Raw genomic sequence first — 19,372 nt, forward strand, 5'->3', positions numbered from 1 at the left:
CGGCGGTTCTGGCGGAGCCTTCCGCCGGGCAGGAATGCGCAGGTCAGAGCCGGTGTCGACAGCTCCGCACGGAGGCGCTCCGGGCAGGGCGATTAGGTGACCCTAAGTGATCGAGGCCACCTGTCGGTGATCCGGTCGAGGGTTGTCTCGGCTTGAGGAATTACGCAACAATGGCGTTGTGAAATACGCGAGCGAGGACCAGGAAGGCACCGCGGCCCGCCCGGCCGGCGGGCCGGACCGCCCCACGCCCGCACGGGCGCCGCGGTCCGCATCCGGTGCCGCGCCGTCCCACGACGAGCAGCAGGGCACGCGCAACCGCGTCGCGCGCTCCATCCTCGACCACGGTCCGTCCACCGCGGCCGAGCTGGCCCTCAGGCTGGAGCTGACCCAGGCGGCCGTCCGCCGCCACCTCGACACCCTCGTCGCGGAGAACGTGGTCGAGCCCCGCGAGAAGCGCGTCTACGGCGCGCGCACCCGCGGCCGCCCGGCCAAGGTCTTCGCCCTCACCGACTGCGGCCGGGACGCCTTCGACCAGTCCTACGACCAGCTCGCGGCCGACGCGCTGCGCTGGATCGCGGAGAGCGCCGGCGGCGGCGAGCTGGGCGGAGCCGCGGTCGCGGCGTTCGCCCGCGCCCGGTTCGCGGCGCTGGCCGAGGGCTATCGGGAAGCGGTCGAGGCCGCGTCGCCCGAGGACCGTACACAGGCGCTTGCCGAGGCGTTGACCGCGGACGGGTACGCTGCTACGGCACGCAGCGCGCCCAGTCATCAGCAAGGTGAGCAGCTCTGCCAGCACCACTGCCCGGTCGCCCACGTCGCCGAGCAGTTCCCGCAGCTGTGCGAGGCGGAGACCGAGGTCTTCTCCCGCCTGCTGGGGACCCACGTGCAACGTCTTGCCACCATCGCCCACGGCGACGGTGTCTGCACGACCTTCGTCCCGAAGGGCCGCGAGGCCGCCGGCAAGACCACCCACAGCACCACCAAGACCACCAACGCTTCTGCAAGCACGGCCGGGAGGAACCCCGCATGACTCTCCCCACGGAGACTGCTCACCCTGAGCTTGAGGGCCTGGGCACGTACGAATACGGCTGGGCCGACTCCGACGTGGCCGGCGCTTCCGCCAAGCGCGGCCTGTCCGAAGAGGTCGTCCGCGACATCTCCGGCAAGAAGAACGAGCCCGAGTGGATGCTCAAGCTCCGCCTCAAGGGCCTGAAGCTCTTCGGCAAGAAGCCCATGCCGAACTGGGGCTCGGACCTGTCGGGCATCGACTTCGACAACATCAAGTACTTCGTGCGTTCCACGGAGCAGCAGGCCGCCTCCTGGGAGGACCTGCCCGAGGACATCAAGAACACCTACGACAAGCTGGGCATCCCCGAGGCGGAGAAGCAGCGGCTGGTCGCGGGCGTCGCCGCGCAGTACGAGTCCGAGGTCGTCTACCACCAGATCCGCGAGGACCTGGAGCAGCAGGGCGTCCTGTTCCTGGACACCGACACCGCGCTCAAGGAGCACCCGGAGCTCTTCAAGGAGTACTTCGGCACGGTGATCCCCGCGGGCGACAACAAGTTCGCCTCGCTGAACACCGCGGTCTGGTCGGGCGGCTCGTTCATCTACGTGCCCCCGGGCGTGCACGTCGACATCCCGCTGCAGGCCTACTTCCGGATCAACACCGAGAACATGGGCCAGTTCGAGCGGACGCTGATCATCGTCGACGAGGACGCCTACGTCCACTACGTCGAGGGCTGCACGGCGCCGATCTACAAGTCCGACTCGCTGCACTCCGCGGTCGTCGAGATCATCGTGAAGAAGGGCGGCCGCTGCCGCTACACGACGATCCAGAACTGGTCGAACAACGTCTACAACCTGGTCACCAAGCGCGCCGTCGCCTACGAGGGCGCGACCATGGAGTGGGTCGACGGCAACATCGGCTCCAAGGTGACGATGAAGTACCCGGCCGTCTACCTGATGGGCGAGCACGCCAAGGGCGAGACCCTGTCCATCGCCTTCGCGGGCGAGGGCCAGCACCAGGACGCGGGCGCCAAGATGGTCCACATGGCCCCCCGTACGTCCTCCAACATCGTCTCCAAGTCGGTGGCGCGGGCCGGTGGCCGTACGTCCTACCGCGGTCTGATCGAGATCGGCGAGGGCGCCGAGGGCTCCAAGTCCAACGTGCTCTGTGACGCCCTGCTCGTCGACACGATCTCCCGCTCGGACACCTACCCGTACGTGGACGTCCGCGAGGACGACGTCACCATGGGCCACGAGGCGACCGTCTCCAAGGTCAGCGACGATCAGCTCTTCTACCTGATGGCGCGCGGCCTGTCCGAGGACGAGGCGATGGCGATGATCGTGCGCGGCTTCGTCGAGCCGATCGCCCGCGAGCTGCCCATGGAGTACGCGCTGGAGCTGAACCGGCTGATCGAGCTGCAGATGGAAGGCGCGGTCGGCTGACGCCACCGCACGCAGCGACTGAATTCTCACGAGGAAGAGAGCACGACGACAGCCATGGCTGAGGCTCAGACAATCCCGGCGGGTTCGACAACCACCGGCTCGATCGCGGTGGCCGCCGAGTCCACCGTCGCCACCCGGATGAGCGCGCCGCCGTCCTACGACGTGGCGGACTTCCCGGTGCCGCACGGCCGCGAGGAGGAGTGGCGCTTCACGCCCCTCGCGCGCCTCAAGGGCCTGCACGACGGCACCGCCGTCGCGTCCGGCGCGGACCTGAAGATCGACATCACGGCGCCCGAGGGCGTCACCCACGAGCTCGTCGACCGCGCCGACCCCCGTGTCGGCAAGGCCGGCAAGCCCGTCGACCGGATCGCCGCCCAGGCGTACAGCTCCTTCGAGAAGGCGTCCGTCGTGACGGTGCCCAAGGAGACGGTGCTCGACGAGCCGATCCGCATCACCGTGCGCGGCGAGGGCGGCACCGCCTTCGGCCACCAGGTCATCGAGCTGGGCGCGTTCGCCGAGGCCGTCGTCGTGATCGACCACACCGGCGACGCCACGCTCGCCGCCAACGTCGACTACCTGATCGGCGACGGCGCCAAGCTGACCGTCGTCTCGGTGCAGGACTGGGACGACGACGCCGTCCACGTCGCCCAGCACAACGCGCTGGTCGGCCGGGACGCCGGCTTCAAGTCCGTGGTCGTCACCTTCGGCGGCGACCTGGTCCGGCTGCACCCGCGCGTGACGTACGCGGCCCCCGGCGGCGAGGCCGAGTTCTACGGCCTGTACTTCACCGACAACGGCCAGCACCAGGAGCACCGCCTCTTCGTCGACCACGAGGCGGCCAACTGCCGCTCCAACGTCGTCTACAAGGGCGCCCTCCAGGGCCAGGACGCGCACGCCGTCTGGATCGGCGACGTGCTCATCCGCGCCGCCGCCACCGGCACGGACACCTACGAGCTCAACCGCAACCTGGTGCTGACCGACGGCGCGCGGGTCGACTCGGTGCCCAACCTGGAGATCGAGACCGGCGAGATCGTCGGCGCCGGGCACGCGAGCGCCACCGGCCGCTTCGACGACGAGCAGCTGTTCTACCTGATGGCCCGCGGCATCCCGGCCGACGAGGCCCGCCGCCTGGTCGTCCGCGGTTTCTTCACCGAACTCGTCCAGCAGATCGGTCTGCCGGACGTGGAGGAGCGCCTGATCGCCAAGATCGAGGCCGAGCTGGAAGCGTCCGTGGCATGAGCCCGGCCTACGTACGCGTCTGCGGGCTGAGCGAGCTGGAGGCGGACACCCCCAAACGCGTCGAGATCGACGGTGTGCCGATCTCCCTCGTCCGTGCCGAAGGGGAGGTGTTCGCGATCAACGACATCTGCTCGCACGCGAACGTCTCCCTGTCCGAGGGCGAGGTGGACGGCTGCGCGATCGAGTGCTGGCTGCACGGCTCCAGCTTCGACCTGCGCACCGGCAAGCCGTCCGGCCCCCCGGCCGTGCAGCCCGTCCCCGTATACCCCGTAAAGATCGAAGGAGAGGGCCCGGACGCTTCCGTGCTCGTCTCCGTCACCCAGGAGTCCTGAGTCCCCATGGCAACGCTTGAGATCCACGACCTGCACGTCTCCGTCGAAGCCGAGAACGGCTCGCGCGAGATCCTGAAGGGCGTCGACCTGACCGTGAAGCAGGGCGAGACGCACGCCATCATGGGCCCCAACGGCTCCGGCAAGTCCACCCTCGCCTACTCGCTGGCGGGTCACCCCAAGTACACGATCACCGGCGGCACCGTCACCCTCGACGGCGAGGACGTCCTGGAGATGTCCGTCGACGAGCGCGCCCGCGCCGGCGTCTTCCTCGCCATGCAGTACCCGGTCGAGGTTCCCGGCGTCTCGGTCTCCAACTTCCTGCGTACCTCGGCCACCGCCATCCGCGGCGAGGCCCCCAAGCTGCGTACGTGGGTCAAGGAGGTCAAGGAGGCCATGGAGCGCCTGTCCATGGACCCGGCCTTCGCCGAGCGCAACGTCAACGAGGGCTTCTCCGGCGGTGAGAAGAAGCGCCACGAGATCCTCCAGCTGGAGCTGCTCAAGCCGAAGATCGCGATCCTCGACGAGACCGACTCCGGCCTGGACGTCGACGCGCTGCGCGTCGTCTCCGAGGGCGTCAACCGCGTCCGCGAGTCCGGTGACGTGGGCACCCTGCTGATCACCCACTACACCCGCATCCTGCGGTACATCAAGCCCGACCACGTGCATGTCTTCGCCAACGGCCGGATCGCCGAGTCCGGCGGCCCGGAGCTGGCGGACAAGCTGGAGGCCGAGGGCTACGAGGAGTACGTGAAGGGTGGCGCAACCGCGTGACAAAGCTGCCGGGCCTCCTCGACACAGAGGCGATCCGCAAGGACTTCCCCATCCTGGACCGACAGATCCATGACGGGAAGAAGGTCGTGTACCTGGACAACGCGGCCACCTCCCAGAAGCCCCGCCAGGTGCTCGACGCGCTGAACGGGTACTACGAGCGCTACAACGCCAACGTCCACCGCGGCGTGCACGTGCTCGCCGAGGAGGCCACGGCGCTGTACGAGGGCGCGCGCGACAAGGTCGCCGCCTTCGTCAACGCGCCGAGCCGCGACGAGGTGATCTTCACCAAGAACGCCTCCGAGTCGCTCAACCTCGTGGCGAACATGCTCGGCTGGGCGGACGAGCCGTACCGCGTCGACCACGACACCGAGATCGTCATCACGGAGATGGAGCACCACTCCAACATCGTGCCGTGGCAGCTGCTCTCGCAGCGCACCGGCGCGAAGCTGAAGTGGTTCGGGCTGACCGACGACGGCCGCCTCGACCTGGACACGATCGACGAGGTCATCACCGACCGTACGAAGATCGTCTCCTTCACGCTGGTCTCCAACCTGATGGGCACCGTCAACCCGGTCGAGGCGATCATCCGCCGCGCCCAGGAGGTCGGCGCGCTGGTCTGCATCGACGCCTCGCAGGCCGCCCCGCACATGGTGCTGGACGTGCAGGCGCTGCAGGCCGACTTCGTGGCCTTCACCGGCCACAAGATGTGCGGCCCGACCGGCATCGGCGTCCTGTGGGGCCGCCAGGAGCTGCTGGAGGACCTCCCGCCGTTCCTCGGCGGCGGCGAAATGATCGAGACGGTGTCCATGCACTCCTCGACCTACGCCCCCGCCCCCCACAAGTTCGAGGCCGGTACGCCCCCGATCGCCCAGGCCGTCGGCCTCGGCGCGGCCGTGGACTATCTGACCTCGATCGGCATGGAGAACATCGCCGCGCACGAGCACGCGATCACCGAGTACGCCGTACGGCGGCTGCTGGAGGTCCCGGACCTGCGCATCATCGGCCCCTCCACGGCCGAGGACCGCGGCGCGACGATCTCCTTCACGCTCGGCGACATCCACCCGCACGACGTGGGCCAGGTGCTCGACGAGCAGGGCATCGCCGTCCGGGTCGGCCACCACTGCGCGCGGCCGGTCTGCCTGCGGTACGGAATTCCCGCGACCACGCGAGCGTCTTTCTACCTGTACTCCACTCCGGCCGAGGTCGACGCCCTCGTCGAGGGGCTGGAGCACGTCCGCAACTTCTTCGGATGAGGACGAGGACTGACTGAGCCGTGAAGCTGGATTCCATGTACCAGGACGTCATCCTGGACCACTACAAGCACCCGCACGGGCGCGGTCTTCGGGACGGCGACGCCGAGGTGCACCACGTCAACCCGACCTGCGGTGACGAGATCACCCTGCGCGTGCGGCTCAACGGTGCGACCGTGGAAGATGTGTCGTACGAGGGCCAGGGCTGCTCCATCAGCCAGGCCAGCGCGTCCGTGCTCAACGACCTGCTGGTCGGCAAGGAGCTGGGCGAGGCGCAGAAGATCCAGGAGACCTTCCTGGAGCTGATGCAGTCGCGCGGCCAGCTGGAGCCGGACGACGCGATGGAGGAGGTGCTGGAGGACGCGGTCGCGTTCGCCGGCGTCTCGAAGTACCCGGCACGCGTGAAGTGCGCGTTGCTGAGCTGGATGGCCTGGAAGGACGCCACGGCCAAGGCTTTGTCCGAGGAGGCGAAGACCGCATGACCGACGCAGTGACCACGAAGCCGGCCTCGGAGGAAGAGGTCCGCGAGGCCCTGTACGACGTCGTCGACCCCGAGCTGGGCATCGACGTCGTCAACCTGGGCCTGATCTACGGCATCCACGTGGACGACGCCAACATCGCCACCATCGACATGACGCTCACCTCGGCGGCCTGCCCGCTGACCGACGTCATCGAGGACCAGGCGAAGTCCGCCACGGACGGCATCGTCAACGAACTGAAGATCAATTGGGTCTGGATGCCGCCGTGGGGCCCCGACAAGATCACCGACGACGGACGTGAGCAGCTCCGGGCACTGGGGTTCAACGTCTGATTCCGCAGGGATCGCTTTACGGGTATGGCTGTGCCCGCCGGGAAATTCCGGCGGGCACAGCCATTTCCATGTCCGGGTGGCTATGTGCGCGCCGCGCGGAACACCTCGGTCATCTGCATGGCGGTGGTGAGGTTGATACGGCCGGTCTCGATGAGGTGCGTAGGCGCCCCGAGCCCGGCAACCGGATGCGGGTCCAGCCGCATGCTGGGGAACTGGACACCGACGGCCCGCGCGGCCTCGCCGAGGTCGCACATGATTTCGCGGGCGGTTTCGGCGGGGGAGAGGTTCTCGAAGCGATGGGTCATGCGCTGTACCTCCGTGGGGGAACTGCTTGCGGACTGGAGTCGCGCGAGTGCGCTCGCCAGTAGGTAGACGGTGAGAAAGGGCAGGTCACGCGCGGCGTCGTGAGCGGAGCCGGCCTGGCGGGCGGCAACCGGTGGCTGTCACCGTTTCCCGCTCCCGCGCGGGGTGTCACCTGTCATCGGGGCGGGGCGAACGCGCTTCCGGGGCAAGGTTCATTCCTCTCCGCAGTGATTGCTCAACCAGTCAACTCCCCTGCGGCCGACGGCGGTACCGTTGGCAAGCAGGTGCGCGTTTAAAGCCTTTAAACCCGGGAGTTGGCATGGCTGAGCGAACACCGAACAGCGCGTTGCGGCGTTTGGTCAAGGAGAGCCGTTGGACTTTGGACCAGTGTGCGCGCGCCGTGAACCGGGTCGGCACCGAGCACGGCACGCCCTTGCGTTACAACGGCAGCGCCGTTCATCACTGGCTGGGCGGGACCATGCCGCGCGAGCCGGTGCCTCGGCTGATCATCGAGGCGTTCTCCCGTCATCTGAACCGCCCGATCACCCATGGCGAGGCGGGTTTTCCCACTCCCATCGCTCATGCGTCCGAGCCGGTGGGTACGGTGGAAGGCCTGATCGAGCTGGGGAGGATGGACACCGACCCGACGCGGCGTGGCGTGCTCGGGGCCGGTCTGTTCTCTGTCGCTCTGACCATCCCCGGCTGGCCTGAGGTTGTCGCCAGGGCCGAAGACGTACGGTCCGGGAAGACCGCACATGTCGGTATGAACGACGTGCAGATGGTCACTGCTATGACTGACCGTCTGTCCGAACTCGATGACGAATTCGGCGGCCGGTACGCACGCCCTATGGCGGCATCGTTCCTCACGAGCATCGTCGTGCCGGCGCTCGACGCGGACGGCACAGAGGCGGTGAGAAATGCCATGCGATCGGCAGCGTCCGATCTCTGCTACCTGACGGGGTACATGGCCGTGGACGAGGGATCGCACGGCCTGGCGCAGCGTTACTACATCAAAGCCCTTGAGCTGGCGGGCGCGGCGAAGGACCATCTCACCTACTGCACGACGCTCCGGGGTATGAGTGTGCAGGCGGTCGACTTGGGTCATGGAAACGAGGCAATGAGGCTCGCGGATGCGGCTGCCGCCGCCTCGCCCCAAGCGGGCCCACGGATGCGTGCGTTTCTCGCCGGGCAGCAGGCCCACGCCGCCGCACAGACGGGAGATCGGACAAACGCTCTTCGCTTCATGAGCGAAGCGGAAGTGGCGATGGACCGCGCCGAATCACGAGGCAAGGCGTTCGGCTCGTACGACCCCGCGTCACTCCACTACCACGTCAGCCAAGTCCGCTTCGAGCTGGGCGACGACCGCGGAGCGGTGGAAGCGCTGAAGCAGTCGGACCGGGAGCGCCTCAGCGTTTACCGGCGTGACCGAGTCCACCGCCGTGGTTTGCTCGCCGAACGCCAATTGCATGTCGGCCATCTGGAGGCGGCCTGCCGGACATGGAGTCTGGCACTGGACGAATATCCCATGGTGAAGTCCGGACGCGCCGACGAGCGAATGAAGCGGGTGCTGCCGCTGCTGCGCCCCTATCTGAAGAACGCGGCCGCCCGCGACCTGTACGACCGGGCGCGAGGAGCCGTTGCGTACGGTCGTACGTAACGTTGTGTACGCTCGTACGTATGGTGTACGTGACGCTTGCCGCGGCGATCATCTCCGAGATTCTCGCGACGACCTCGATGAAGTTCAGTGACGGCTTCAGCAGGCTGTGGCCCTCGCTGGGCACGGTGCTGGGGTATGTCGTGGCGTTCGTGCTGCTCGCGAAGACGCTGAAGACGATGGACGTCGGGACGGCGTACGCGATCTGGTCCGGGGCCGGGACGGCCGTGGTGGCGGCGATCGGGATGGTCTTTCTCGGGGAGGCGGCGACCGCCGTACGGATCATCGGGGTGGTGCTGGTGATCGCGGGGGTCGTCGTACTGAATCTGGGCGGGACGCACTGATGCCGCGGCGTTACGACCCGGACCGGCCGCAGCGGATCATCGACGCGGCGATCACCGTGGTGGGCGAACGGGGCATCGCCGGGCTCAGCCACCGGGCGGTGGCGGCCGAGGCGGACGTGCCGCTGGGGTCCACCACGTATCACTTCGCCTCCCTGGACGACCTGTTGATGGCGGCGTTGCGGCAGGTCAACGGGGAGTGGCTGGCCGGGATCGAGGTGTGGGCGCGGGGCGTGGACCCGGCGGTCCCGCTCGCGGACGAGGTGACGCGGCTGGTCGAGGAGTGGCTGGGCGGAGAGCGGGGCCGGGCGCGGGTGGAGCTGGAGTACGAGCTGTATCTCGCCGCGCTGCGTCACGAGGTGGTGCGGCCGCTCGCCGCCGAGTGCCTCGACGCGATGGTCGGGCTGTTGGCGCGGCGGACCGGTGACGAGGGGACCGCGCGGGCGCTGGTCGGGCTGATCGACGGGCTGATGCTGCAACATCTGCTGACGGGGCGGGAGTTCGACCGGGTGGAGGTGCGGGACGCGGTGGCGAGGGTGATCGGCTGAGGCGGGCCGGTGGCTTCCGGTGACCCGTACGGTGGTCCGCCGGGTGGTGGACTTCGCGGCCGACGGCCCGCGGCGCTTCCGGTCGACTGCCGGTCCGGGGGCGGGCTCGGGGGCCTGGCCTGATTCCCCGTCCCGGCCCCCGGGACCGGTTCGCCTCGGCGGCCCCCCTCCGGTTAGGTTTTCGGCATGACCGAAGCTGCCACCTCACGTACTACCGGCGCCGTTGCCGCCGGTCTCGCCACCGTCACCACCGACGGCACCGTCCTCGACACCTGGTTCCCCGCGCCCGAGCTGGTGGCCGACCCCGGCCCGGCCGGGACCGAGCGGCTGACCGACGAGCGGGCCGTCGAGCTGATCGGGGAGGCCGCGCCGAAGGCGACCGGCCCCGACCCGCGCCGTGGCGTCGAGGTCGTGGCCGTCCGTACGGTCGTCTCCTCGCTGGACGACAAGCCGCTGGACGCGCACGACGTGTACCTGCGCCTGCACCTGCTCAGCCACCGGCTGGTCAAGCCGCACGGGCAGAGCCTGGAGGGCATGTTCGGGCTGCTGGCGAACGTCGCCTGGACCTCGCTGGGCCCGGTGCCCGTCGACCAGGTGGAGACCGCGCGCCTGAACGCCCGCGCCGAGGGCCTGCACCTGGCGGTCACCAGCGTCGACAAGTTCCCGCGGATGACCGACTACGTCACCCCGGCGGGCGTACGGATCGCCGACGCGGACCGGGTGCGGCTCGGCGCGCACCTCGCCGCCGGCACCACCGTCATGCACGAGGGCTTCGTCAACTTCAACGCGGGCACCCTCGGCACCTCGATGGTCGAGGGCCGGATCTCCGCGGGCGTCGTCATCGGCGACGGTTCGGACATCGGCGGCGGCGCCTCCACCATGGGCACCCTGTCCGGCGGCGGCAAGCAGATCATCTCGATCGGCGAGCGCTGCCTGCTCGGCGCGGAGTCCGGCATCGGCATCGCGCTGGGCGACGAGTGCGTGGTCGAGGCGGGCCTGTACGTGACCGCGGGCACCCGCGTCACCATGCCCGACGGCCAGATCGTCAAGGCCGCCGAGCTGTCCGGCGCCGACAACATCCTCTTCCGCCGCAACTCCACCACCGGCACCGTCGAGGCCCGCCCCAACAAGGCCAACTGGGGCGGCCTGAACGAGGTCCTGCACAGTCACAACTGAGCCGTGGCGCCGCACCCGGCACCAGCGGCGCACCCGGTACGCACGGCGGCCCGGCGGGAACCTTTCCGCCGGGCCGCCGTCGTGCGCGGCGGGCGCTGTGGCCGGTATCGGACGGTGCCAACCGGGGCGTTTCTGGGCCACCATGGCGGGACGGTGTTCAACAAAACCCGAGGAGTCCGAGGAGTCCGGCGGACCGATCCGTACCGGGAGGCGTCATGAGGCTGGGTAAAGCGCTCGCTGTCGGTGTCGCGGAGGATGTGGAGCGTCCGGAGAGGGCGGCCGTGCCGGAGACGGCCGTGCGGACCGCGCTTCCCGAGGAGGAGGCGGCGGTCGACGGCGTGCCGGAGCCGGAGCAGGTCCCGGTGCCCGCCGGGCGATGAGGCTGCGGCTGCCCGAGGAGCGGCCCGCGACGCCGCCCGAGGGCTTCAAGCTCGCGCATCCCGTGATCTCCCACGACGGCACCCGGACCGGGTTCGCCGGAGTCTCGCTCGGGGGCGCGCTCCCGTACGGGTTCGTGGACGAGGCGCGCTGTGTGTACGGGAGGCGGCACCGCAGCCCGGCCCTGCGCTGCGACTGCGGTTTCTACTGCGTGCACACCTTCGACCAGGCTCTGGCCCTGGCGTGTGCCAGTCAGTACCGCAGGGCCGTGCTGCTGGAGGTCACCGTCCTCGGGGCGTACATCCGCTTCGAGCGCGGGATGCGGTACGCGCGGCAGCGGGTACGGGTGGCGCGGGTCGGCGCGTGTGTGTGCGGCCGGATGCCGAGCGCGTTCGCGGACGCGGGGTGGGGCCGTACGGGCTGGCGGGTGCTGACGGCCATCTGCGCGGGGTGCGCGGCCCGGCGCGGGCGTACGGCGTTCGCGCCCTGGACGGCGGTGAGCTTCGCGGAGTTCGTACGGTGCGGGGGCGGGCCGCTGCGGATCGTGGCGGGCGGCGAGCCGGAGGCCGGGGAGGACGACGTCGCGGAGCGGGCGGCGTCCGGGGCCCGTACCGTTCCCGAGCTGGCCGCCGAGGCGTCGCTGATGCAGGCCCGCCTCGACTGGCTCCAGCGCCAGCTGGCCCGGTTCACGGGCGGGGGCCAGGCTCCGTAACCGTATCCGTACGCCACGGAGACGGACGCCGGCCATGCGGCGGCTAGGGTGACCACCATGCGCGATCTTGTGGCGGGAACGGGGTACTTGGGGAAGGGGCAGCGCTGGGTTGCCGGGCACGGCCGGTGGTGGGGGTTCGGGATGATTCCCGCGCTCATCGCCCTCGTGCTGTACGCGGGGGCGCTGGTCGCGCTGGCTTTCTACGCGGGCGACCTCGCCGCCTGGGCGACGCCCTTCGCCGACGGCTGGGGTTCGCCCTGGCAGGGGGTGCTGCGCGGGCTGTTCGTCGCGCTGCTGTTCGCGGGCGGGCTGCTGCTGTCCGTACTGACCTTCACCGCCGTCACGCTGCTGATCGGCGACCCGTTCTACGAGTCGCTGTCGGAGCGGGTCGAGGAGAGCGAAGGCGGCTGCCCGCCGGACCTCGGCCTGTCGCTGTGGCGGGAGCTGTGGATCTCGCTCAGGGACAGTGTGCATGTACTGGTGCGTGCCGCCGGTTTCGGGCTGCTCTTCTTCGCGCTGGGGTTCCTCCCGGTGGTCGGGCAGACCGTGGTGCCCGCGATCGGCTTCTGCGTCTCGGGCTTCTTCCTCACGGTGGAGCTGACCTCGGTGGCGATGCAGCGGCGCGGCATCCCCGTGCGGGAGCGGCTGCGGATGCTGCGCGGCCGCAAGGGGCTCGCCGTCGGCTTCGGCACCCCGCTGGTGCTGCTGTTCCTGGTGCCGTTCGTGGCGGTGTTCCTGATGCCGGGCGCGGTGGCCGGCGCGACGCTGCTCGTCCGTGATCTCACAGAGGAGGACGAGGAAGCGGCGGAGGAGGACGGAGCTACCGCTGGGCAGCCTTCAGGGCCGTCGCCAGCTCGCTGGTGACCTCGGGGCCCGCTGCCAGCAGCGGCGCGCGGACCGGCCCGGCGGGCAGCCCGAGCGTGTTGAGGAGCGCCTTGGCGGTGACCGCGCCGGGGTGTTCCGTTCCCATCATCGCCGCGATGAGCGGGACGAGGCGGAGGTAGCGGCGCCGGGCCCCGGCCGGGTCGCCCGCGTCGTACGCGTCGAGGACGGCCCGTACCTCCCGGGGCGCGGCGTTGGCGACCGTGCTGACGCAGCCGACGGCGCCCATGGCGCGCAGGGGGAGGGTCTGCTCGTCGCACCCCGCGTAGTAGGCGAGGCCGGTCGTGGCCAGCGCCTTCGCGGTCTTCATGAGGTCGTACGCGCAGTCCTTGACGCCCTGGACGCGAGGGTGTTCCGCGAGGCGAAGGAGGGTGTCGGCGGCCAGCGCGGTGCCGGTTCCGGTGCGGCCGGGGATGTCGTAGAGCAGGACCGGCAGGCCGGTGGCGTCGGCGACCGTACGCAGGTGGTGGGCGACGGCCTCCTGGCCGGGGCAGGAGTAGGCGGGGGCGGCGACGAGCAGGCCGTGGGCGCCGGCGCGTTCGGCGGCGCGGGCCAGTGCGACGCTGTGCCGGGTGTCGCTGGTGCCGACCCCGGCGGTGATCCGCGCCCGGTCGCCGACCGCCTCGACGACGGCTCGGATCAGGGCCTCCTTCTCGGCGTCGGTGGTCGTCGGGGACTCGCCGGTGGTGCCGCTCAGGACGAGGCCGTCACAGCCCTCGTCGACGAGGTGGGCGGCGAGGCGCTGAGCGCCGTCGGGGTCCGGGCTGCCGTCGGCGCGGAACGGCGTGATCATGGCGGCGGCGGTGCGGCCGAAGGGCGGCGGGGACGGGACGGTGCTCGTCGAGGTCATGGAGCGGAGTCTGTCCCCGCCGCAGTCTTCAGGTCTACTTAGATGTGCTGGTGCGACCTTTAAGCATTGCTACGGTTGGCAAGCCGGGCCGAGCAGGGCGTCGGGCCGGCAAGGTGCCGGGCCGGCAGGGCTACGGCTTCAGGCGCAGGACCTGCGGGTCGTGGTCGCTGGACTGGTCCGCGTACTCGGCGTTGATGTGGACGATGTCGTAGTCCACGCGGCGCAGGTGGCGGCTGGTGAGCATGTGGTCCAGTACCTGCGAGTTGCCCTGGTAGACGTAGCCGTAGCGCTCGCCGCGCGGCAGCCGGTCGACCAGGTCCGTGAGGACGCCGCCGGCGGTGAGGGTCTTGAGCGCGGGCGAGAACTGGTAGTCGTTGAGGTCGCCCGCCACCACCACGTCGGCCTTCGGGTCCACGGCCAGGACGTCCTCGACGAAGGTGTGCACGGCCTTCGCCTGCTGGACGCGCTGGGTCTCCGACGTACGGGCCGGGGGCTGGAAGCGGCTGTCGAGGCCCTGGTCGCCGCCCTTGGAGTTGAAGTGGTTGGCGACGACGAAGACCGGGCGGCCCCGGAAGCCGAACTGGCCGGCCAGCGGCTTGCGGCTGTTCGACCAGGCCGCGTTGCCGGGGTCGATGCGGCCGGGCGAGGCGGAGAGGCGGGGCCTGCCCTGGGAGCCGGTGACCTTGACCGGGGTGGTGGCGTCACCGCCGGAGACGTCCGTGAAGGTCACCCGGGCCGGGTTGTAGAGGAACGCGGTCCGGATGTTGCCGCCGGGCTGGCCGCCGTCCTGGTTGTTCGCCGGGTCGATCTGCCGCCACTCGTAGGACGGGCCGCCGGCCGCCTTGACGGCCTCGGTGAGCTGCTTGAGCGTCGCGCCCGCGGAGACGGTTCCGTCGTCCGTGGGGCCGTTGTCGTCCTGTACCTCCTCCAGCGCCACGATGTCCGGCGAGGCCAGGTTCTTCACCAGCGCCTCGGCCAGCCGCGCGAACTTGGCGGGCGGCGTCCTGGGGGAGAGGTTCTCGACGTTGTACGTGGCCACGGCCAGCTCGTCCGCGGACTGCTTGCGGGTGGTCTCGCGGGCCGGACCGCGGTCGTCGAGCGTGCCCAGCTCGGTGGCGGCGATCCCGTACCCGCCGAAGTTGTCGTAGTCCAGCGGGCCCGCGGTGGTGCCGGTCAGCCGGTCGCCGGTGTCGGCCGCCGGGAAGGGCCGCTGCGCGAACGGGAGCAGCGAAGTGATCTTGACGCGGCCCGGGTTCGGGTCCTGGTACGAGCCGTAGAGCGCGCCGCCGCGCACGGTGCGGTTGTGGCGGGGCTCGGCGGTCGCCCACAGCTCGTTGTGCGTGTTCGTGGGCCCGACGACGGACGCGTCGCTGAGCGAGACCCGCATCCCCTCCAGGGACTCGAAGCGGTCCAGGGCGTACGAGCGCGGGCGCAGCGGCAGCGCCTCGATGCTCTTGCCGCCCGCGGACGGCGCGTAGCGGTCCGGCACGCTCGCGGCGTCGAGCTCGAAGGCGGCCGGGAGCGGGTTGCCGGAGGACACCACCGTCCAGGAGGCGTCGGTGATCTCGGTGACGGACTGCAGCCCGGCCCGCTCGCCGCCCGGGTAGTACTCGGTGACCGTCCCGGAGACCCGCACCGAGTCGCCGACGGCGGCCTTCGGCGTCTGCTTGCCGGTGAAGACGAAGACGGCCTCGCTGGTGGCCGGGTCGCGGTCCGGCCGCGGGTCCTGCACCCAGAAGCCGCGGGCCGAGCCGAAGGCGCGTACCGCCGTGACCGTGCCGGGGACGTCGGCGACCTGCTTGCCCGCGAACGGCGAGACGCGGGTCGTGCCCTGGATGTCGTGGATACGGGTGACCGCGGCCGAGGCGGTCTGCGGCACGGCGAGCAGCCCGCCGGCCAGCGCGGCGGCGGCCACCGCGGTCAGCGCGGCGGACCTGCGCGGCGCGCGGCGGCGGGGCGTGCGGATCGGGACGTGCGGCGGTGTGTGCGGCGGTATCTGCGCGGACACGGAGGGCCTCCGGAAGGCGGGCGAGGGGGGACGAGAAGGGAGCGGGAACCAGCGGAGAGGACGGGAAAGCGGCGGAGTAGGCACAAACGCAGCGGAGCGGAAACGGTCCGGCAGCCTCTACGCGCGTCAATCTCTTGTGTGGCCACGGCAGTTGTCAAGGCTCGCCAGGTGTACGGGTACGGAAACCCAGGTGAACCGCCCGAGATGCACGGAATTCCGTCTACGCTGGGGCCTCGCACGAGCCGTAGTCCGCACGAGGAGCTGAGCCCGAGATGTCCGCAGACCGCCCCACCCTGCCGCCGGTGCGGCTGCACTCCGACGCGGAGCTGGCGCGGGACGCGCTGAGCGCACCGCTGTTCGCCCGGGCCGCGCAGCTGGCCCGCTGGGCCGAGCCCGGCGTTCCCGTCGGAGTCGGCGGCGAGCTCCTCCAGGAGCAGCTGGCCACCGCCGTCGAGCACCTCGGCCTGGCCGCCGACGAGGACGGCGCCGGATACACCGCCGAGGCCTGGCAGCTCGCGGTGGACACCGGCCTGGTGGAGATCGAGGAGAGCGCGGAGGAGGACGCCGAGACCTCCGGGGACGGCGACGAGCTGCCCGGCGGCGCCGCGGCCGGCACCGCCACCCCCGGCGAGGAACTGGCGCTGCTGACCTCCGGCAGCCCGCAGGACATCCTGGACATCTGGCTCGGCGGCATGGAGACCGTACTGGCCGACGCCGTGGCCCCCGACCTCTCCGACATCGCCGACCAGATCGCCGAGGGCGGCGAGCTGGACCTCGACGCGATCGACTGGAACCCGGAGGAGGAGGCCGAGCTGCTGGACGGCATCCTCGGCAACCTCTACCTGCTCACCGCCCTGAACGAGGACCCCGGGCAGGCCGTGCCGCTGCCCGCCCTCGCCGCCTCCATGATCGTGCCGGACGACATGGACGAGCCGACCGACGACATCCTCGAAGAGGTGTCCGAGGCGATGATGCGGCTCGACGACCAGTTCCGGGTGCTGGAGCCGATCGGGCTGGTCGCCTACCAGCCGGTGGACGAGGCGCTCATCGAGGAGCTGGACGAGGACGGCGCCACGGTCCTCCCCCAAGGGCCTTCGACAGGCTCCGGTCCAGGGGGGACCCCCACCGCCGAGCCTCTGGAGGACGAGGACGTCTCCCGCTACGGCATGGTCCGCCTCACCCCGCTCGGCGTCTACGCCGTACGCGCCCGGATGCTGGACGCGGGCGTCGACGCCCCGGCCGTCGGCGACCTCACCGACAAGGGCGCCGACGTCCTCCTGGACGCCCTGCCCGGCTACCCGGAGCCCCTGGCGCAGGCCGAGTCCGAGCAGTGGCTCGCGGCCCGTACGCCCGTCGACGCCGCCCGCGACCTGCTCGCCGCCGCCCGCGGCAACGACGAGGACGGCCCGCTGCGCCGGCTGGCCTGCCAGCAGACGCTGTCGCTGGCCGGACCGGAGGCCGAGCCCGCGCTGCGCGAGGTGCTCGACGACGGGCAGCTGGGCGGCCTGGCCCGGGTGTGGCTGGCCGAGCACGGCGCCACCGACATCCCCGAGCCGACCCAGGACATGATCTTCTGGCTGACCGTGGACACCATCGCGGCGCAGCTCGGCGCGGCCGAGGCCGACGAGGAGAGCGCGGCCGAGCTGCGCGGCCTCGTCGAGGGCGTGGTCGGCCAGCACAACGGCTTCTTCGACGCCGCCTGGCGGGTGGACCACCCGGCGACCGCCGACGTACTGGAGGCCATGGGCCGCCTCCACCCGGACAAGAAGGCCGCCAAGGAGGCCCGTAAGGCCGCCTTCAAGGCACGGTCCCGGCAGGGCGACTGAGCGGCGGACGCGCCCGCGCACGCGCAGGCTCCCCGGCTTCCCGAGGAGCGCACGCGCCCCTGTTGACCTGAGGTGCGTGCCTGCCCCGGTCCCCCGGGAGCGCACGCGCCTCCGGGAAACCGGGACCCTCACGACCGGCGGGCGGCCGGAGCAGCACGGTGCTCCCGCCGCCCGCCGGCGTCTTCCGCGGCGGTGCGCCGTCAGCACACCGGCCGGGTCAGCACACCAGCTGTGTCGTGTGGTTGAACGAGGTGGACTGGCCGTTGAAGCCGTAGGTGCCGCGGTAGGACAGCGGGACCTGGAACTGGCCGATGATCGTGACCGTCGCGGCGCAGTTGCCGCCGCTGCCCGGACGCTTGGCGTCGATCCGCAGCGAGGTGCCGATCGAGCCGCCGGTGATGTCCCACGGCGCGCCGCAGATGCCGGTGGTGATCCGGCCGCCCGTGATGACGTTGGTGTTCGGGTTGTAGTTGACCTCCATGTCGAAGGTGAGCGCCTGGTTGTGGAGCGCCATCTTCTGGGTGACCTGGAGGGCCTCGGCGGAGACGTCGCGCTGTACGGCGAACGCCTCGTCCCGGGTCTTGACCTCGGAACCCTGGGCGTTGACGAACTGGTGCTCGTGGCCCGGCCCCTTCTTCTTCTGCGCTGCGCTTGTCATGGCTCTCCCTAGGGCTCGGTGGGTCAGGCCAGCTGCTCGGCGACCTCGACGCGCAGCAGCGCGCGGACGGTCTCGATGTGGTTGACGATGGTCACCGTCGAAGAGCCCGCGAAGAGCAGACCGACCGCGACGTTGTCCAGCGAGGTCACCAGCGAACCGGAGTCGCCGCCCGCCGAGATGTTCGTGGTCATGATCTGGTCCTTGAAGCGCGCCGTGCCGGCCGAGCCGTAGTTGACGTCGACCGTGGCGTCGGTGGAGACGATCCGCCCGAAGCTGATGTTGGTGGTCCGGCCGGTCTTCTTGACCAGGTCGCCCACCGCGACCGACGACTTGCGGCGCCACGCGCGCGGCGCGCCGCTGAAGTACTGCTGCCGGGTGGCGTCCTCGAACTCGACCTTCGCCAGCGCCGCGTCCACCACGTTGTTGTGCTGCGTCAGGGGGATCTGCGGGGCGAACTGGATCGAGATGAAACGGTCCAGCGTGCCGATCCGGTCCGCGGGGTCCGTACCGCCGTCGAACTTGCCCGGCTGCAGGACGGAGCTGCCCAGCGGCGCCCGGTTGGAGTCCGCCAGGACGTGGTTGTTGCTCAGGATGTAGAACTTGCCCGGTACGCCGAGGCCGGGCGCCGGCGGGTTGGTCTGGGCGCCGGGCAGGAAGTCGTACACCACGCTGCCCAGCGTGCCGGCGGTGACCTGCACGTTGCCGACCGAGAAGCCGGCCGGGCAGGGGCGCATCCGGCGCTTGAGGAGCTGCGGCTCCAGGGCGCTGCCGAGCTGGCTCAGCTCTTCGAGCAGCGGCTGGGCGAGCGCGCTCATCCGGCCGCCGTTGGTCCCCAGGCCCTGTTCCTGCGCCATGGACCGGCCCTGACCGCCCGGTACGCGCTGCTGGGCCTGCGCGGAGATGTGGCCCACGGCCAGGACGTCGGTCGGGGTACCGTCGTCCATCTCCCGCGGAATCACGTCCCGTTCGGGGAGCATCGACTCCGGGACCTTCTGCGTGACGAAGACCAGGACGGCTTCCTCGCCCGTGGGCTCGCCGTTGACCCACTTCACACCGTGACCGAAGCCGACGACGTTCGCGGTCGGGTTCTGCGGGTGCATGAAGTCGGAAAGTGCCTGTTGGCGGGAGGTGTCGCTGACCTGACCGCCGGTGGGTCCGCGCATCATCTCGGGCTGGTTCACACCAGAC

General features: G+C 70.7%; 21 protein-coding genes. 16 read left to right on the forward strand and 5 right to left on the reverse strand.

The genetic code is table 11. The features are described 5' to 3' along the window. Nucleotides 1-178 precede the first annotated feature (178 nt). Genes ACFV57_RS31985 through ACFV57_RS32020 form a run of 8 tightly spaced genes read left to right on the forward strand, consistent with a single transcriptional unit; the run spans nucleotide 179 to nucleotide 6,848 of the window. The gene (locus tag ACFV57_RS31985) at nucleotides 179-1,027 is read left to right on the forward strand and encodes a helix-turn-helix transcriptional regulator (protein ID WP_385239369.1); all 849 of its coding nucleotides are present in this window, start codon (nucleotides 179-181) and stop codon (nucleotides 1,025-1,027) included. After that, nucleotides 1,024-2,445, forward strand: a complete 1,422-nt coding sequence (gene sufB, locus ACFV57_RS31990; protein ID WP_385239371.1) for a Fe-S cluster assembly protein SufB — start codon at nucleotides 1,024-1,026, stop codon at nucleotides 2,443-2,445. The genes ACFV57_RS31985 and sufB overlap by 4 nt, the downstream gene beginning before the upstream one ends. A 54-nt stretch (nucleotides 2,446-2,499) precedes the next feature. After that, nucleotides 2,500-3,684 (forward strand): Fe-S cluster assembly protein SufD, encoded by a 1,185-nt coding sequence (gene sufD / locus ACFV57_RS31995; protein WP_385239372.1) that lies wholly within the window; start codon nucleotides 2,500-2,502, stop codon nucleotides 3,682-3,684. Beyond that, nucleotides 3,681-4,016: a non-heme iron oxygenase ferredoxin subunit gene (locus tag ACFV57_RS32000; protein WP_385239374.1), complete on the forward strand. Its 336-nt coding sequence runs from the start codon at nucleotides 3,681-3,683 to the stop codon at nucleotides 4,014-4,016. The genes sufD and ACFV57_RS32000 overlap by 4 nt, the downstream gene beginning before the upstream one ends. 6 nt (nucleotides 4,017-4,022) lie before the next feature. Beyond that, complete coding sequence (gene sufC / locus ACFV57_RS32005; protein ID WP_030021262.1) at nucleotides 4,023-4,787, forward strand: Fe-S cluster assembly ATPase SufC; 765 nt, start codon at nucleotides 4,023-4,025, stop codon at nucleotides 4,785-4,787. Further along, nucleotides 4,784-6,040: a cysteine desulfurase gene (locus ACFV57_RS32010; RefSeq protein WP_385239376.1), complete on the forward strand. Its 1,257-nt coding sequence runs from the start codon at nucleotides 4,784-4,786 to the stop codon at nucleotides 6,038-6,040. Before sufC ends, ACFV57_RS32010 begins: the two co-directional genes overlap by 4 nt. A 20-nt stretch (nucleotides 6,041-6,060) precedes the next feature. Next, a complete protein-coding gene (sufU, locus tag ACFV57_RS32015; RefSeq protein ID WP_003983960.1) occupies nucleotides 6,061-6,519 on the forward strand; it encodes a Fe-S cluster assembly sulfur transfer protein SufU in 459 nt (152 codons plus the stop codon). Further along, complete coding sequence (locus tag ACFV57_RS32020) at nucleotides 6,516-6,848, forward strand: metal-sulfur cluster assembly factor (protein WP_073760145.1); 333 nt, start codon at nucleotides 6,516-6,518, stop codon at nucleotides 6,846-6,848. The genes sufU and ACFV57_RS32020 overlap by 4 nt, the downstream gene beginning before the upstream one ends. Before the next feature lie 80 nt (nucleotides 6,849-6,928). Here the strand turns inward: ACFV57_RS32020 and ACFV57_RS32025 are convergent, their stop codons facing one another. Beyond that, nucleotides 6,929-7,153, reverse strand: a complete 225-nt coding sequence (locus tag ACFV57_RS32025) for a hypothetical protein (protein WP_385239378.1) — start codon at nucleotides 7,151-7,153, stop codon at nucleotides 6,929-6,931. Between the two features lie 317 nt (nucleotides 7,154-7,470). On the opposite strand from ACFV57_RS32025, the gene ACFV57_RS32030 reads away from it, so the two are divergent. The 7 genes from ACFV57_RS32030 (at nucleotide 7,471) to ACFV57_RS32060 (ending at nucleotide 12,824) form a co-directional block, all read left to right on the forward strand. Then, complete coding sequence (locus tag ACFV57_RS32030) at nucleotides 7,471-8,808, forward strand: tetratricopeptide repeat protein (protein WP_385239380.1); 1,338 nt, start codon at nucleotides 7,471-7,473, stop codon at nucleotides 8,806-8,808. Nucleotides 8,809-8,828: 20 nt separating this feature from the next. Further along, a complete protein-coding gene (locus tag ACFV57_RS32035) occupies nucleotides 8,829-9,149 on the forward strand; it encodes a DMT family transporter (protein WP_385239382.1) in 321 nt (106 codons plus the stop codon). Beyond that, the gene (locus ACFV57_RS32040; protein ID WP_385239384.1) at nucleotides 9,149-9,694 is read left to right on the forward strand and encodes a TetR/AcrR family transcriptional regulator; all 546 of its coding nucleotides are present in this window, start codon (nucleotides 9,149-9,151) and stop codon (nucleotides 9,692-9,694) included. The genes ACFV57_RS32035 and ACFV57_RS32040 overlap by 1 nt, the downstream gene beginning before the upstream one ends. Before the next feature lie 186 nt (nucleotides 9,695-9,880). Beyond that, nucleotides 9,881-10,870: a 2,3,4,5-tetrahydropyridine-2,6-dicarboxylate N-succinyltransferase gene (gene dapD / locus ACFV57_RS32045; RefSeq protein WP_385239386.1), complete on the forward strand. Its 990-nt coding sequence runs from the start codon at nucleotides 9,881-9,883 to the stop codon at nucleotides 10,868-10,870. Nucleotides 10,871-11,085: 215 nt separating this feature from the next. Next, nucleotides 11,086-11,250 (forward strand): hypothetical protein, encoded by a 165-nt coding sequence (locus ACFV57_RS32050; RefSeq protein ID WP_385239388.1) that lies wholly within the window; start codon nucleotides 11,086-11,088, stop codon nucleotides 11,248-11,250. Next, nucleotides 11,247-11,960 (forward strand): hypothetical protein, encoded by a 714-nt coding sequence (locus ACFV57_RS32055; protein WP_385239390.1) that lies wholly within the window; start codon nucleotides 11,247-11,249, stop codon nucleotides 11,958-11,960. Before ACFV57_RS32050 ends, ACFV57_RS32055 begins: the two co-directional genes overlap by 4 nt. Before the next feature lie 57 nt (nucleotides 11,961-12,017). Further along, nucleotides 12,018-12,824: an EI24 domain-containing protein gene (locus tag ACFV57_RS32060; RefSeq protein WP_385239392.1), complete on the forward strand. Its 807-nt coding sequence runs from the start codon at nucleotides 12,018-12,020 to the stop codon at nucleotides 12,822-12,824. Here ACFV57_RS32060 and dapA read toward each other — a convergent pair. Continuing rightward, nucleotides 12,781-13,692 (reverse strand): 4-hydroxy-tetrahydrodipicolinate synthase, encoded by a 912-nt coding sequence (gene dapA / locus ACFV57_RS32065; protein WP_385239394.1) that lies wholly within the window; start codon nucleotides 13,690-13,692, stop codon nucleotides 12,781-12,783. The genes ACFV57_RS32060 and dapA overlap by 44 nt on opposite strands. A 130-nt stretch (nucleotides 13,693-13,822) precedes the next feature. After that, a complete protein-coding gene (locus ACFV57_RS32070; protein WP_385239396.1) occupies nucleotides 13,823-15,700 on the reverse strand; it encodes an endonuclease/exonuclease/phosphatase family protein in 1,878 nt (625 codons plus the stop codon). Between the two features lie 272 nt (nucleotides 15,701-15,972). Between ACFV57_RS32070 and ACFV57_RS32075 the strand changes: the two genes are divergently transcribed. Continuing rightward, a complete protein-coding gene (locus ACFV57_RS32075) occupies nucleotides 15,973-17,526 on the forward strand; it encodes a hypothetical protein (protein ID WP_385239398.1) in 1,554 nt (517 codons plus the stop codon). 217 nt (nucleotides 17,527-17,743) lie between these two features. Here ACFV57_RS32075 and ACFV57_RS32080 read toward each other — a convergent pair whose 3' ends face one another. Continuing rightward, nucleotides 17,744-18,184: a hypothetical protein gene (locus ACFV57_RS32080; RefSeq protein ID WP_385239400.1), complete on the reverse strand. Its 441-nt coding sequence runs from the start codon at nucleotides 18,182-18,184 to the stop codon at nucleotides 17,744-17,746. 23 nt (nucleotides 18,185-18,207) lie between these two features. Next, entirely contained in the window at nucleotides 18,208-19,365 is a 1,158-nt protein-coding gene (locus ACFV57_RS32085; protein ID WP_385239402.1) for a hypothetical protein, read from the reverse strand. Nucleotides 19,366-19,372: the final 7 nt, after the last annotated feature.

This window comes from Streptomyces sp. NPDC059788 (assembly GCF_042732265.1).
Taxonomy (GTDB): Bacteria; Actinomycetota; Actinomycetes; order Streptomycetales; family Streptomycetaceae; genus Streptomyces.

What these genes read in the sequence shown, in the direction of transcription:
- sufB (WP_385239371.1), top strand. Translation starts at nt 1,024, where the DNA reads ATGACTCTCCCCACGGAGACTGCTCACCCTGAGCTTGAGGGCCTGGGC.
- sufD (WP_385239372.1), top strand. Translation starts at nt 2,500, where the DNA reads ATGGCTGAGGCTCAGACAATCCCGGCGGGTTCGACAACCACCGGCTCG.
- ACFV57_RS32000 (WP_385239374.1), top strand. Translation starts at nt 3,681, where the DNA reads ATGAGCCCGGCCTACGTACGCGTCTGCGGGCTGAGCGAGCTGGAGGCG.
- sufC (WP_030021262.1), top strand. Translation starts at nt 4,023, where the DNA reads ATGGCAACGCTTGAGATCCACGACCTGCACGTCTCCGTCGAAGCCGAG.
- ACFV57_RS32020 (WP_073760145.1), top strand. Translation starts at nt 6,516, where the DNA reads ATGACCGACGCAGTGACCACGAAGCCGGCCTCGGAGGAAGAGGTCCGC.
- ACFV57_RS32025 (WP_385239378.1), bottom strand. Translation starts at nt 7,153, where the DNA reads ATGACCCATCGCTTCGAGAACCTCTCCCCCGCCGAAACCGCCCGCGAA.
- ACFV57_RS32030 (WP_385239380.1), top strand. Translation starts at nt 7,471, where the DNA reads ATGGCTGAGCGAACACCGAACAGCGCGTTGCGGCGTTTGGTCAAGGAG.
- ACFV57_RS32035 (WP_385239382.1), top strand. Translation starts at nt 8,829, where the DNA reads ATGGTGTACGTGACGCTTGCCGCGGCGATCATCTCCGAGATTCTCGCG.
- ACFV57_RS32040 (WP_385239384.1), top strand. Translation starts at nt 9,149, where the DNA reads ATGCCGCGGCGTTACGACCCGGACCGGCCGCAGCGGATCATCGACGCG.
- dapD (WP_385239386.1), top strand. Translation starts at nt 9,881, where the DNA reads ATGACCGAAGCTGCCACCTCACGTACTACCGGCGCCGTTGCCGCCGGT.
- ACFV57_RS32050 (WP_385239388.1), top strand. Translation starts at nt 11,086, where the DNA reads ATGAGGCTGGGTAAAGCGCTCGCTGTCGGTGTCGCGGAGGATGTGGAG.
- ACFV57_RS32055 (WP_385239390.1), top strand. Translation starts at nt 11,247, where the DNA reads ATGAGGCTGCGGCTGCCCGAGGAGCGGCCCGCGACGCCGCCCGAGGGC.
- ACFV57_RS32060 (WP_385239392.1), top strand. Translation starts at nt 12,018, where the DNA reads ATGCGCGATCTTGTGGCGGGAACGGGGTACTTGGGGAAGGGGCAGCGC.
- dapA (WP_385239394.1), bottom strand. Translation starts at nt 13,692, where the DNA reads ATGACCTCGACGAGCACCGTCCCGTCCCCGCCGCCCTTCGGCCGCACC.
- ACFV57_RS32075 (WP_385239398.1), top strand. Translation starts at nt 15,973, where the DNA reads ATGTCCGCAGACCGCCCCACCCTGCCGCCGGTGCGGCTGCACTCCGAC.
- ACFV57_RS32080 (WP_385239400.1), bottom strand. Translation starts at nt 18,184, where the DNA reads ATGACAAGCGCAGCGCAGAAGAAGAAGGGGCCGGGCCACGAGCACCAG.